Consider the following 13,140-nt stretch of genomic DNA (forward strand, 5'->3'; position numbering starts at 1 on the left):
CTTATGCTATGCGCTTATGGGAACAGCAAGAATTCCCTGCCGGGCAGGCAAGTTTCCAACATGGGACCAAACAGATGTTTCACTACTCCAGAAGCCAAAGCGGATTTTCCGCCGCTCTGACGGTCCTGCGTCTGATCTTCGTCAACACGGTGCGCCATGTCCGCAAGACCAATGGCAACCCGCTGATCGGTCTCTTGCTGAACGTGTCGCAAGCGATGGTTCTCGTCCTCGTGTTCACCTTCATGTATTCGATCCTCGGCGTCCGCAGCTCCGCGATCCGGGGGGATTTCATTCTCTACATCATGTCCGGGATCTTCCTGTTCCTGACCCACAACAAGGCATTGGGCGCCGTCGCAGGCTCCGAAACCGCGACCTCTCCGATGATGCAACACGCCCCGATGAACACCGCCATTGCGATTTTCTCCTCGGCGCTGAGCACGCTTTACATTCAGGTGCTCTCGGTCTCGGTCATCCTTTTCGGTTATTCGCTCGGCTGGGGCACCGTGACCTTTGAAAACATCACCGGTGCCTTCGGCATGCTGCTTTTGGCATGGGCCTCCGGTGCTTCGATCGGCATGGTTTTTCTGGCCGCCAAACCCTGGGCGCCGGGCCTCATCCAGATCGTTCAACAGATTTACACCCGCGCCAACATGTTCACCTCGGGCAAGATGTTCGTCGCCAACCAGACGCCGAACTACATGCTTGCGATGTTCTCATGGAACCCGCTGTTCCATACCATCGACCAGGCCCGGGGCTTTACCTTCGTCAATTACAATCCGCACAAAAGCTCGATCCTCTATCCGGTCGTCTTCACCCTCGTGTTCCTCACCATCGGCCTCCTGGCCGAATTCTTCACCCGCAAACGCGTCTCGCTGAGCTGGGGGCGTTAAACCGCCTCAGCTCACCACCCGGAGCGTCAGGTTGATCCGCCCACCGCGCGGCAAAATCCTGCTGCTCCCGGCCTTGATCCGGTCGATGCCGTGATACAAAAGCCGCGCCTGCTGCCCCATCACGAGCACATCGCCCGATTTGAGCCAGACGCTTTCCGTCTTGCCCCCGCGCGTGAGGTTTCCGACCCGGAACAGCGCCTCGTCCCCGAGCGAAATCGACACCACCGGCTGGCCGAAATCCGCCTCGTCCCGGTCCTGATGCATCCCCATCTTCGCCTCCGCGTCGTAGAAATTAATCAGGCAGCATTCCGGTTCCCGCTCCGTCCCGGACACCTCATCCCAGACCTCAAGCGCGATCTGCGGGATCGCGGGCCAGCGCATACCCATCGGATGCGTCTCGCTATACCGATACCCATGACGATCAGAGACCCAGCCAAACCGCCCCGCCGACGTCATCCGCACGGACATCTGTTTGCCGGACGGCGTGACCGGATGAAACAGCGGCGCTTCGCGCACCACGCCGCGAAGCGCCTCGACCAGTCGCTCCTGCGCCTCCGGCCCGATCAATCCGGGAAACAGCTTCATCCCTCGCAAATTCAACGGCTCCCGCCCCTGCATTTCAGCCCTCCCCTCCACTTCCTCAGGAAATGACTCGATTTTTCCACACCTCAACCCCTTCGCACAACTTGCAGGCACGAAAACCCGTCCTTATATACGCCCAGAAGCCTTGATCGGACTGGTCATCAGACCTGATTGTCAGCCCGGTCAAAATCACTGGGATCGACCGCGGGTGCCGCAACGGGCCCAACGTCACAACATCGCCTAAGAGAGGATTTTGAGCATGGCCAAAGTCATCGGTATCGACCTCGGGACTACCAACTCCTGCGTTGCCATCATGGATGGTTCGCAACCGCGTGTGATCGAGAACTCCGAAGGGGCGCGTACCACGCCCTCCATCGTCGGTTTCACCGACAGTGAACGCCTCGTCGGCCAAGCGGCCAAACGTCAGGCCGTCACCAACCCCGAAAACACCGTTTTCGCCGTCAAACGTCTGATCGGCCGCCGCATGGGCGACGAAGCCGTTGAAAAAGACAAGAAACTCGTCCCTTACGCCATCGTAGACGGCGGCAATGGCGACGCTTGGGTGGAAGTGCACGGCGAAAAATATTCGCCCTCGCAAATTTCCGCCTTCATTCTTGGCAAGATGAAAGAAACCGCCGAGTCCTATCTCGGTGAGGAAGTGACGCAGGCCGTCATCACCGTTCCGGCCTATTTCAACGACGCCCAGCGTCAGGCCACCAAGGACGCCGGCAAGATCGCGGGCCTCGAAGTGCTCCGCATCATCAACGAGCCGACCGCGGCCGCCTTGGCCTATGGCCTCGACAAGGAAGACACCAAAACCATCGCCGTTTATGACCTCGGCGGCGGCACCTTCGACGTGACCGTGCTCGAACTGGGCGACGGCGTGTTCGAAGTGCAGGCCACCAACGGCGACACCTTCCTCGGTGGCGAAGATTTCGACATGCGCATCGTGAACTACCTCGCCGAGGAGTTCAAAAAAGAGCATGGCGTCGATCTGACCAAAGACAAAATGGCGCTTCAGCGTCTGAAAGAAGCCGCCGAGAAAGCGAAAATCGAGCTGTCGTCTTCGTCCCAGACCGAGATCAACCAGCCGTTCATCTCGATGGACCCGTCTTCCGGCACGCCGCTTCACCTCGTGGTCAAACTGACCCGGGCGAAACTGGAAAGCCTTGTGTCCGACCTGATCAAGCGCTCGATGGATCCGTGCAAAGCGGCTCTGAAAGACGCGGGCCTCACCACCTCCGACATCGACGAAGTCGTACTTGTCGGGGGCATGACCCGTATGCCGAAAGTCATCGAAGAGGTGACGAAATTCTTCGGCAAAGAGCCGCATAAGGGCGTGAACCCGGACGAGGTCGTGGCCATGGGCGCCGCCATTCAGGCCGGTGTTCTGCAAGGCGACGTCAAAGACGTCCTGCTTCTTGACGTGACCCCGCTGTCTCTCGGCATCGAAACGCTGGGCGGTGTCTTCACCCGCCTGATCGACCGTAACACGACGATCCCGACCAAAAAGTCGCAGATCTTCTCCACGGCTGAGGACAACCAGTCCGCCGTGACGCTGCGTGTCTTTCAGGGCGAGCGTGAAATGGCCGCCGACAACAAGATGCTCGGTCAGTTCAACCTCGAAGGCATCCCGCCGGCACCGCGCGGCATGCCGCAGATCGAAGTGACCTTCGACATCAACGCCGACGGCATCGTCGAAGTGGGTGCGAAGGACAAAGGCACCGGCAAAGAGCAGAAGATCACGATCCAGGCTTCTGGTGGTCTCTCCGACGAGGACATCGAAAAGATGGTCAAGGACGCCGAGGCGAATGCCGAAGCCGACAAGGCCCGCAAGGAACTGGTCGAAGCGAAAAACCAGGCCGAAAGCCTCATCCACTCGACCGAAAAGTCGATCGAAGAGCATGGCGACAAGGTGGATCCGACCACCATCGAAGCCATCGAACTGGCCATCGCTGCGCTCAAGGACCAACTGGAAACCGAGAACCCGGACAAGATCCGCTCCGGCATCCAGAACGTGACCGACGCGGCCATGAAACTCGGCGAGGCCATCTACAAGGCCGAGCAGGAGAAATCCGGCGGTGCCGAGCCTGACATGGACGATGTCGATATGGGTCCGTCTTCTGTCGATGACGACATTGTCGACGCCGACTTCGAAGACCTCGACAGCGACAAACGTTCGTAAACCGTAATCGCGGACACGATCGACCGGTCCGGAGATCCGGGCCGGTCATCGCGTTCCAGAAGGAGTAAAATCCATGGCAAAACGCGATTATTACGAGGTGCTTGGTGTCAACAAGGGCGCCGATGCCGCGGAATTGAAGAAAGCCTATCGCAAGAAAGCGATGGAATTTCACCCCGACCGCAACAAGGACAACCCCGATGCGGAATCCAAGTTCAAGGAAGTGAACGAGGCCTACGACACGCTCAAGGATCCCGACAAGAAAGCCGCCTATGACCGGTTCGGTCATGCCGCTTTCGAGCAGGGTGGCATGGGCGGCGGACGTCCCGGCGGCGGGTTTGGCGGCGGTCAGGGCGATTTCGCCTCGGCCTTCTCCGATGTGTTCGACGACCTGTTCGGCGATTTCATGGGGGGACCGCGCGGTGGCGGGGCCCGGTCGCGGGCTCAGCGCGGATCGGACCTGCGTTACGACATGCGCGTCACGCTCGAAGAAGCCTATAAGGGTGCGCAAAAGACCATCAATGTTCCCACCTCCGTGGCTTGTAACAGCTGTCACGGCACGGGGGCTGCGAATGGTGCGGAGCCGCAAACCTGCCCGTCTTGTTCCGGCATGGGCAAGGTCCGCGCGCAGCAAGGCTTCTTCACGGTCGAACGCACCTGTCCGGCCTGTGGCGGTCTGGGTCAGATCATCAAGGATCCCTGCCCCGATTGTCACGGCGCGGGCCGTGTGGAGAAAGAGCGCTCTTTGTCGGTGAACATCCCGGCGGGTGTCGAAACCGGCACGCGCATCCGTCTTGCCGGCGAAGGCGAAGCGGGGCTGCGCGGCGGTCCGACGGGCGATCTCTATATCTTCATCGAGGTGCGTCCGCATCCGATCTTCGAGCGCGAAGGCGTCAACCTGCATTGCACCGTTCCGGTCTCCATGGCCACAGCGGCGCTGGGTGGCGACATAGAGGTTCCAACCATCGACGGCGGACGCTCGCGAGTAAAAATCCCGGCCGGCAGCCAATCTGGTCGCCAGATGCGCCTGCGTGGCAAAGGCATGCCTGCGCTGCGCGGTGGCGGGCAGGGTGACATGTTCATCGAGCTTGCGGTCGAAACGCCTGTCAATCTCACCTCGAAGCAGAAAGAACTGCTTCAGGAGTTTGAAAAACTCGCCGAGGACAACAATCCCGAAAGCTCGTCCTTCTTCAAGAAGGTCAAGAATTTCTGGGATGACATGACCAGCTAAGATCATGAGACAGGGCGCTTCGGCGCCCTTTCTTAATGCCCGTTAACTCCTTTTTTAGCGAATCGGGGCACGGTTTCTGTCATGACAACGCCCGTGACCCCCTCCGCATTTCGGGAAATGCCCGACTGGCTCTTCGATCTCGAAGAGGCCCGACCGGTTGCCCTTCCCTCGCGCCCGCCCAGCTATTTGCGCAACCACCGCAAGCATTTGCAGGAGCGGTTCTTTGAGGGCGGCGCACAGGCGATGCCGGATTACGAGCTTCTCGAGCTCATCCTCTATCGCGCCCTGCCCCGCGCCGATGTCAAACCGATCGCCAGTGCACTCATTGACCATTTCGGCGATTACAACCGTGTCATCTCCGCCCCGATCCCCCGCCTTCTCGAAGTCGCGGGCGTCGACCTCTCGGTCGCACAGGAACTCAAGATCGTCGAAGCGGCCGCTCATCGTCTGGCCCGCGCCCGCGTCATGCAGCGGCCAGTGATTTCAAGTTGGGATGCGGTCATCGACTATTGTCACACCACTATGGCGCATCGGGAAACCGAACAGTTTCGCGTGCTCTATCTCGACCGGAAAAACATCCTCATCGCCGATGAGGAACAGGCCCGCGGCACGGTCGATCACGTCCCGGTCTATCCGCGTGAGGTTGTCAAACGGGCATTGGAACTGAATGCCTCCGCCCTGATCCTTGTCCACAATCACCCTTCGGGCGATCCGACGCCTTCGGATGCGGACATCAGCATGACGAACCAGATCCGCGATGCGGCGGAGGCGCTGGATATCCAACTCCACGACCATCTGATCATCGGAAAATCCGTCGAGCTGAGTTTTCGCGGGTCCGGTTATCTTTGATCCCGGACCCAGACCTCGACACGCCGGTTGAGCGAACGCCCCCAACCGATGTCGTCACAGGCCAGAGGCATCGCCTCGCCATACCCCTCCGCCACCATCTGCATGCGCTCCGGCTCATAGGCCTCGCCCAGCGTCTGTCGTACGGCGCGCAACACGGTTTCCGCGCGACGTTTCGACAGCGTCCGGTTCACGCCCGCCGCCCCCTGCCCGTCGGAAAACCCGGCGAAAGTCAGGGATTGCCCCTCATAGACACCGGCTTCCAGAAGTTCTGCCAAAAGATGCACGTTGGAGCGAGACTGGGCATCCAAAGTTGTCGATCCCCCTTCGAAGCGGAACCCAAGCGTCAGACGTTTGGCCCCCTGCAAAGCGCCGGTGACGTCTTGGAGGTCCTTCAGCGAGACCTCCTCCCCTGCATGGGTGATCGCATTGGCAAAGCGCCGCCCCTGATCGCGGAACGACAATTCATCGACGCCCTGATCGACGAAATCGGTCCGCGCCACAACGATCTGTGCCGCAGGCGAGCGCGCGAAAGCCAGGAATTCCCGCGCCAGAACCGGTAAGCGGCGTGCAGGTGTGTAAAGAAACACCGGGCGGGTCAGCGGGTAATCCTCGGTCTTGATGTCGGCCGGCGCCGCCTCCGCCTCGAAGCCGCAGGCCCCGCTGAGCCCAAGAGGTTTTACCGCGCCGCCCTCGGACATGCGCCCAAGCCCGATGGCATAAGGGTCCTGCTCCACCGCCGCAACAAGTCCGTCGTAGCGCTCATGCAACTGCACCACCCCGACCGGCACTTCGACACCCCGCCCGAGAATCATCCGGCGAAACTCACTGCCTTCGCGCAGATCGTCCCGCATCAGATGCGGCACCACCGGTGCGTCGCCGCCGCCGAGCTCCTTCCAATTGGTAATCTTGCCGGAGAAAACCCCCGCCAGATCGGCAAGCGACAGGCGCTCGACCCGATTGGAGCGCGACACCACGGGGATCAGCGCATCCAAGGCCACGACCCGCGCCCGCAACGGATCGGAGAGATCCCCGACACCGGCGTCAAAGGCCAGAACCATTTCGCTCGGTGCAACCTTGCGCAGGGAGAGCACAATGTCGGTGTTCTCCGCCACCAGATCGGCGAACCCCTCGGAGCTTGAGGTGTCGGAGAGGAGGAACTCCCCGACCGTAAGATCGTTTTCCGTGTCGGTCAGGACGATGGAGGTCAGACCGACGTCGGGCGTGCTGGTGGCCACGGCATAGCCATTGCGCATGGCAAAAGCGGTCACCAAAGCAGGCAGGAGTGTCCGCGTGCCCTGGGCATCGCCGGACATCCGGACCTGTGCATAATATCCATCGAGATCGGGGCACCCCGGTCCTTCGCAGCGCACGCCGGACCCGTCGACGGTGAGCACCCCGAGATCGGTGTCCACCCGGTAGAATTCACCATCGAAACTGAGAAACGTGCCGCTGATCGCAATCGAACCGTCACGAGACATGAGATTGACGTCCTGCGCTGCGGCAGGCTGTGACACGGCCAGACAGGCGAAGAGGCCGAACACGGAAAATTTCAACATGAGCGAGCCTCTGCGCTTTGAAACCATTGGCGAAAACTACCGTGCCGCCGGGAAATCAACAAGCAATGAAAAAGGCCCGCGCTTTCGCACGGGCCCGTTTTCGGTATGGCTCCGGATCACACGGCGCCATGGCAATGTTTGAATTTCTTGCCGGACCCACAGGGACAGAGATCATTGCGCCCCGGATTGCCCCAGGTCGAGGGATCGTTTTCGTCGAACCCCGGCACGGCATTCGGATGCCCCTCTTCGGGTTCGTCCACCGGCTGCGGCGTTGCCCCGGCAGCGAGAGCCGCCTGTTGCTCCATGAGCTGTTGCAACATGGCGTTGCGCTCTTCCTCGGTCATCGGACGCACACGGGAAAGCTTTTGCGTCACTTCGCTGCGCAGGCTGTCGAGCATGCTCTCGAACAACTGGAAGCTTTCGTTCTTGTACTCGTTGAGCGGATCACGCTGGGCATAGCCACGGAAACCGACAACGGAGCGCAGGTGCTCAAGCGTCAGAAGATGTTCACGCCATTTGCTGTCGATCGTGTTCAGCAGGAACTGTTTCTCGATCTGGCGCATCTGATCGGCGCCGAAAGCCGCTTCCTTCTCCGCCATCATCTTGTCGGAGGTTTCGGAAATCCGTTCGCTGATCGCCTCGTCGTCGACACCTTCTTCCGCGGCCCAGTCCTTGATCGGCAGATCCATGTTAAGCATCTCGGCAACGCTTTTGTGCAGCCGCTCGATGTCCCACTGATCCGGGTAGGATTTCGGCGGGATCGCCTCCTCCACTAGATCCTCGATCACCTCGTGACGCATGTCCTCGACGATCTCGTTGACGTTCTCCGATTCCATGATGTCGCGACGCTGGGAGAACACCACCTTGCGTTGATCGTTCATTACGTCGTCGAATTTCAGAAGCTGTTTACGGATGTCGAAGTTGCGGCCCTCGACCTTCGCCTGCGCCTTTTCGAGCGATTTGTTGACCCAGGGGTGGACGATGGCCTCCCCCTCTTTCATCCCAAGCGACGACAACATCTTGTCGAGACGCTCGGAACCGAAAATCCGCATCAGATCGTCATCAAGTGACAGGAAGAACAGGGAACGCCCCGGGTCGCCCTGACGCCCGGACCGACCGCGCAACTGATTGTCGATGCGGCGGGATTCGTGGCGTTCGGTGGCCAGAACGTAAAGCCCGCCCGCCTCCAACACACGTTTCTCTTCTTCGGCATGTTCCGCCTCGATCCGCGCACGGATTTCATCCGGTTCAGCCTCGGGGTTAGCGGCAATCGCCTCCATCACCTTCATCTCGACATTGCCGCCGAGTTTGATGTCAGTGCCGCGCCCGGCCATGTTGGTGGCGATGGTCACCGCACCGAATTTACCGGCATCGGCAACGATCTGCGCCTCCTGTTCGTGGTGACGGGCATTGAGCACGTTATGCGTGACGCCTTCACGGGTCAGAAGCTGCGACAGCTCTTCGGATTTCTCGATGGAGGTGGTGCCGACCAGAACCGGCTGGCCTTTCTCATGCGCCTCCTTGATCGATTCAACCACGGCGGCGAGTTTTTCACCCTCCGTACGGTAGACCCGGTCGTGCTCGTCGATCCGCTGGATCGGACGGTTGGTCGGCACTTCGACCACCCCCAGCTTGTAGATCTCCATGAATTCCTCGGCCTCGGTCGCGGCCGTCCCGGTCATACCGGAAAGTTTGTCATAGAGACGGAAATAGTTCTGGAAGGTCACCGAAGCCATGGTGATGTTCTCAGGCTTGATCTCCAGCCCTTCTTTGGCCTCAATCGCCTGATGCAGACCTTCGGAGAGACGACGCCCGGACATCATCCGCCCGGTGAATTCGTCGATCAGCATCGCCTCACCATTGCGCACGATGTAATGCACGCCGTTCTGGAACAGCTTGTGTGCACGCAGGCCCTGGTTCACGTGGTGTACGATGGTGGTGCTTTCCGGATCGTAAAGCGTTTGCCCTTCGGGCAGGAACCCGGCCTCGTGCAGGCGTTTTTCGAGATACTCATTGCCCTCTTCGGTGAAGGTCACCTGACGGGTTTTCTCGTCGATCTCGTAATGCTCTTCGGTCAGTTCCGGGATCAGCGAGTCGATGGCCTTATACAGCTCGGACCGGTCGTCCGATGGCCCCGAGATGATCAGTGGCGTGCGCGCCTCGTCGATCAGAATGGAGTCCACCTCATCGACGATGGCGAAATGATGCCCGCGCTGAACCATGTCCTTCAGCTCGGATTTCATGTTGTCGCGCAGGTAATCGAAGCCCAGCTCGTTGTTCGTCGCATAGGTCACGTCGCAGGCATAGGCCGCGCGCTTTTCCGCTTCGGGCTGGTTCGAATAGATCGAGGAACAGGTCATGCCGAGCGCTTCGAAGACATTCGTCATCCATTCGGCGTCGCGCTTGGCAAGGTATTCGTTGACCGTCACCACATGAACGCCCTTCCCCGTCAGGGCGTTCAGATAGGACGGGAAGGTGGCAACCAGCGTCTTACCCTCACCGGTCTTCATCTCGGCGATATTGCCCTGATGCAGGAAGATGCCGCCCATAAGCTGGGTGTCGAAAGCACGCAGGCCAAGCGCACGGCGCGCCGCCTCGCGACAGTTGGCGAAGGCTTCCGGGAGAAGCGCATCGAGGCTCTCGCCTTCGGCCACCCGTTTCCTGAATTCTTCCGTCTTGGCGATCAGACCCGCATCGTCGAGTTTCTCGAACTCCGGCTCCAGCGCGTTGATCTTGGCCACGAGAGGTCGGGTCGCCTTGATCTTGCGATCGTTTGGGGTCCCGAAAACCTTTTTCGCGAGTGTACCGATGCCCAGCATATTTTCTCCGCTCGATGCGTCCTGACAGGATCGTGTGAGAGGAGGGATTGCCCCGTTGCCTCACAACCCATAGAAACAGGCGCAAAGGCTCCTCTTCAGTGACCTATCGCGATGTAAGGGGCCATATCATGAGTGTCAACGTCGCGCCCCGGAATGGCGCCGACAGGAAGGATTTTCTCGATGAAATACCGCATTTCCGCCACCGCAGCCCTGTTTTCGCTGGCCATCACCGCTGCGGCGCCCTCTTTTGCCGAAGATATGACCGCAAACACCGTGGTTGCGCGTGTCAACGGGGTCGAAATCACCCTCGGCAACATCATTGCGGCGCGTCAATCCCTTCCGGATCAGTACCAGAGCCTGCCCGATGCACAGCTTTTTGATGGCATCGTGAACCAGATCGTGCAGCAGGAACTGCTGAAACAGTCCGCCGGCGACATCACCGACGCGCTGAAATACCAGCTCGCCAACGAGGAACGGGTACTGATCGCGGGTCACGCTCTTGAAACCATCGCCGATGCCGCTGTGACCGACGACGCGCTCAAGGCCGCCTATGACGCCAAATTCGCCGAATTCGAACCGGGCCGCGAATATCACGCCGCGCATATCCTCGTGGACAGCGAGGAGGAGGCGAAAGCGATCATCGAAGAGCTGAACAACGGTGCCGATTTCGCCGATCTCGCCCGCGAGAAATCCACCGGCCCGTCGGGTCCGAACGGTGGCGATCTCGGTTGGTTCGGCAAGGGTATGATGGTCGCGCCCTTCGAAGACGCTGTAGTGAAAATGGAAGAGGGTGCGATTTCCGAACCGGTTCAGACCCAGTTCGGCTGGCATGTCATCAAGCTGATGGAAACCCGTCTGGCCGAAGTGCCGCCGCTCGAGGACGTTCAGGACGAACTGACCGCCGACATTCAGGAACAGGCCATCCGCGCGAAGCTCGACTCGCTCGAAACCGAGGGCGATGTGGAGATGGTCGAAGGCATCGAGCCCTCCGCCCTGCGGATGGACGATCTGATCGCGAACTGACATCACCTTTGAGGATCGCCGACCATGGCCAAGATTGATCACGTCTCTCCCCTCGCCCCGAAAGCGGGCTTTCCTGACCTGCCTGTGATCGAGGGGGTGCGTTTTGCCGCCCTCGAGGCCGGGGTGCGTTACGCCGGTCGGACCGATGTCATGCTGGCCGAACTGTGCGAGGGCACGGCCGTGGCCGGTGTCTTCACCCGCTCGACCACCCGCTCCGCTGCGGTGATCGACTGTCAGGACAAGATCGGGCTCGATCTTCCGGGCAAGGCGGCGATCCTCGTGAATTCCGGCAACTCCAATGCCTTCACCGGCAAGAGCGGCTTTGACTCGGTGGCAAAAATCACCGCCGCCGTTGCCGAAGAGATGGGGATCGAACAGAAACGCGTCTTTACCTCCTCGACCGGCGTGATCGGCGAGCCGATCAAATGGGAGCGGATCACCGCCAAGATCGGCGACCTCAACGCCGCCCTCGCTGAAGATGCCATGGAAATGGCCGCCCGTGCGATCATGACCACCGACACCTTCCCGAAGGGTGCGACACAAAGCGTCACGCTCGACGGTGTCGAGGTTAAGATCGCCGGGTTCGCCAAAGGCTCCGGCATGATTGCCCCCGATATGGCCACCATGCTCTGCTACATCTTCACCGATGCCGCGATCACCCGTGACGTGTTGCAACAATGTCTCTGGCTCGACAATGCCAAGACCTTCAACTGCATCACCGTCGATGGCGACACCTCGACCTCCGACACTGTTCTTGTTGCCGCGACGGGCAAATCCGGGATGGGCACGATCACCGATTTCGCCGATCCGCGCGTGCATGACTTCCGCGAAGCTCTGCATGCGGTGATGAAGGATCTCGCAATCCAGATCGCCCGCGACGGCGAGGGCGCCACCAAACTGATCGAGGTTCAGGTCACCGGCGCCAATGCTAGCGGTCCGGCGCATCGTGTCGCCATGGCCATCGCCAATTCGCCGCTCGTGAAAACCGCCGTGGCCGGAGAAGATCCGAACTGGGGTCGTATCGTCATGGCCGTCGGCAAATCCGGTGAGCGTGCGGAGCGGGATCGTCTGACGATCTGGTTTGGTGACATTTTGGTTGCCGAAAACGGCTGGGTTGCGCCGTCCTATTCCGAAGAAGCCGGTGCCGCTTATATGAAGAATGACGAAATCGTCATTCGCGTCGATCTTGGCCTCGACAATGGTACCGCAACCGTCTGGACCTGCGATCTCACCCATGGCTACATCACGATCAACGCGGATTATCGCTCGTGAAGCTGGTTCTCGTTTCTGCCGTGGCCCTCATAGACGTTGAGGGCCGCGTGCTTCTTGCCCAGCGCCCGGAAGGAAAATCCATGGCGGGTCTCTGGGAATTTCCCGGCGGCAAGGTCGAACCCGGGGAAACTCCCGAAGCCGCGCTGGTACGTGAATTGCACGAAGAACTCGGCATCGAGACCTGGAATTCCTGCCTCGCACCGCTGACCTTTGCCTCCCATGGCTATGACGATTTTCACCTGATGATGCCGCTCTTTGCCTGTCGCAAATGGAAGGGTATTCCGACACCCCGCGAAGGTCAGGTGTTGAAATGGGCAAAGGCCTCGGAGTTGCGCGACTACCCGATGCCGCCCGCAGATATTCCGCTGATCCCGATTCTCCGCGATCTTCTTTGAAATGCGCAAAGCAGAAAAGCCGTTTTATTTCAAAAACCCCTACATATGCACAACATTTGTGCTTAAAAGTGCCAATTGTCTTAAATTTGTAAATGATTTTTGACCGCATTTATGCAATTCTTTGGGTAAGTCATTCAAACTGGGGATAAAGCAATGATGCGTTCGATCACTCTTGGAAAATACATTTCCGTTCAGGGTCGCTATGTTGGCGAAACCGACAACGGAAAAATTCAGGTGCGCGTCGGCGACAAGACTTTCGTCGGCAAACCGGTGTCCTATACCAAGGCAGCCTGATTCCATCGTCGTCCGCTACAGTTTCACGAAAAAGGCGCGCCCAATGG

General features: G+C 59.7%; 11 protein-coding genes. 8 read left to right on the forward strand and 3 right to left on the reverse strand.

The features are described from left to right. Nucleotides 1-74 precede the first annotated feature (74 nt). Entirely contained in the window at nucleotides 75-890 is an 816-nt protein-coding gene (locus tag CEW89_RS12655; RefSeq protein WP_066703597.1) for an ABC transporter permease, read from the forward strand. Nucleotides 891-896: 6 nt separating this feature from the next. Here the strand turns inward: CEW89_RS12655 and CEW89_RS12660 are convergent, their stop codons facing one another. Next, the gene (locus CEW89_RS12660; RefSeq protein ID WP_096806131.1) at nucleotides 897-1,508 is read right to left on the reverse strand and encodes an alpha-ketoglutarate-dependent dioxygenase AlkB family protein; all 612 of its coding nucleotides are present in this window, start codon (nucleotides 1,506-1,508) and stop codon (nucleotides 897-899) included. A gap of 223 nt (nucleotides 1,509-1,731) precedes the next feature. Here CEW89_RS12660 and dnaK point away from each other — a divergent pair, with 223 nt between their 5' ends. From dnaK to radC, 3 genes are all read left to right on the forward strand, one after another. After that, nucleotides 1,732-3,657: a molecular chaperone DnaK gene (gene dnaK, locus CEW89_RS12665; protein ID WP_066703352.1), complete on the forward strand. Its 1,926-nt coding sequence runs from the start codon at nucleotides 1,732-1,734 to the stop codon at nucleotides 3,655-3,657. A 73-nt stretch (nucleotides 3,658-3,730) separates the two neighbouring features. Beyond that, on the forward strand, nucleotides 3,731-4,885 hold the full coding sequence (gene dnaJ, locus CEW89_RS12670; RefSeq protein ID WP_066703354.1) for a molecular chaperone DnaJ: 1,155 nt from the start codon (nucleotides 3,731-3,733) through the stop codon (nucleotides 4,883-4,885). Nucleotides 4,886-4,966: 81 nt separating this feature from the next. Continuing rightward, entirely contained in the window at nucleotides 4,967-5,734 is a 768-nt protein-coding gene (radC, locus tag CEW89_RS12675; protein WP_096806132.1) for a RadC family protein, read from the forward strand. Here the strand turns inward: radC and CEW89_RS12680 are convergent. Beyond that, entirely contained in the window at nucleotides 5,725-7,290 is a 1,566-nt protein-coding gene (locus tag CEW89_RS12680; RefSeq protein ID WP_096806133.1) for a phosphate ABC transporter substrate-binding/OmpA family protein, read from the reverse strand. The two genes, radC and CEW89_RS12680, sit on opposite strands and share 10 nt — an antisense overlap. 116 nt (nucleotides 7,291-7,406) lie before the next feature. Then, on the reverse strand, nucleotides 7,407-10,109 hold the full coding sequence (gene secA, locus CEW89_RS12685; RefSeq protein ID WP_096806134.1) for a preprotein translocase subunit SecA: 2,703 nt from the start codon (nucleotides 10,107-10,109) through the stop codon (nucleotides 7,407-7,409). 180 nt (nucleotides 10,110-10,289) lie between these two features. Here secA and CEW89_RS12690 point away from each other — a divergent pair, with 180 nt between their 5' ends. The 4 genes from CEW89_RS12690 (at nucleotide 10,290) to CEW89_RS21060 (ending at nucleotide 13,093) form a co-directional block, all read left to right on the forward strand. Continuing rightward, nucleotides 10,290-11,132 (forward strand): peptidylprolyl isomerase, encoded by an 843-nt coding sequence (locus CEW89_RS12690; RefSeq protein ID WP_096806135.1) that lies wholly within the window; start codon nucleotides 10,290-10,292, stop codon nucleotides 11,130-11,132. A 24-nt stretch (nucleotides 11,133-11,156) separates the two neighbouring features. Continuing rightward, complete coding sequence (gene argJ, locus CEW89_RS12695; protein ID WP_096806136.1) at nucleotides 11,157-12,404, forward strand: bifunctional glutamate N-acetyltransferase/amino-acid acetyltransferase ArgJ; 1,248 nt, start codon at nucleotides 11,157-11,159, stop codon at nucleotides 12,402-12,404. Continuing rightward, nucleotides 12,401-12,799, forward strand: a complete 399-nt coding sequence (gene mutT, locus CEW89_RS12700; RefSeq protein WP_066703367.1) for an 8-oxo-dGTP diphosphatase MutT — start codon at nucleotides 12,401-12,403, stop codon at nucleotides 12,797-12,799. The genes argJ and mutT overlap by 4 nt, the downstream gene beginning before the upstream one ends. Before the next feature lie 153 nt (nucleotides 12,800-12,952). Beyond that, complete coding sequence (locus CEW89_RS21060) at nucleotides 12,953-13,093, forward strand: hypothetical protein (RefSeq protein WP_096806137.1); 141 nt, start codon at nucleotides 12,953-12,955, stop codon at nucleotides 13,091-13,093. Nucleotides 13,094-13,140: the final 47 nt, after the last annotated feature.

The sequence above is a fragment of the Celeribacter ethanolicus genome (assembly GCF_002407265.1).
GTDB lineage: Bacteria > Pseudomonadota > Alphaproteobacteria > Rhodobacterales > Rhodobacteraceae > Celeribacter > Celeribacter ethanolicus.

What these genes read in the sequence shown, in the direction of transcription:
- CEW89_RS12655 (WP_066703597.1), top strand. Translation starts at nt 75, where the DNA reads ATGTTTCACTACTCCAGAAGCCAAAGCGGATTTTCCGCCGCTCTGACG.
- CEW89_RS12660 (WP_096806131.1), bottom strand. Translation starts at nt 1,508, where the DNA reads ATGCAGGGGCGGGAGCCGTTGAATTTGCGAGGGATGAAGCTGTTTCCC.
- dnaK (WP_066703352.1), top strand. Translation starts at nt 1,732, where the DNA reads ATGGCCAAAGTCATCGGTATCGACCTCGGGACTACCAACTCCTGCGTT.
- dnaJ (WP_066703354.1), top strand. Translation starts at nt 3,731, where the DNA reads ATGGCAAAACGCGATTATTACGAGGTGCTTGGTGTCAACAAGGGCGCC.
- radC (WP_096806132.1), top strand. Translation starts at nt 4,967, where the DNA reads ATGACAACGCCCGTGACCCCCTCCGCATTTCGGGAAATGCCCGACTGG.
- CEW89_RS12680 (WP_096806133.1), bottom strand. Translation starts at nt 7,290, where the DNA reads ATGTTGAAATTTTCCGTGTTCGGCCTCTTCGCCTGTCTGGCCGTGTCA.
- secA (WP_096806134.1), bottom strand. Translation starts at nt 10,109, where the DNA reads ATGCTGGGCATCGGTACACTCGCGAAAAAGGTTTTCGGGACCCCAAAC.
- CEW89_RS12690 (WP_096806135.1), top strand. Translation starts at nt 10,290, where the DNA reads ATGAAATACCGCATTTCCGCCACCGCAGCCCTGTTTTCGCTGGCCATC.
- argJ (WP_096806136.1), top strand. Translation starts at nt 11,157, where the DNA reads ATGGCCAAGATTGATCACGTCTCTCCCCTCGCCCCGAAAGCGGGCTTT.
- CEW89_RS21060 (WP_096806137.1), top strand. Translation starts at nt 12,953, where the DNA reads ATGATGCGTTCGATCACTCTTGGAAAATACATTTCCGTTCAGGGTCGC.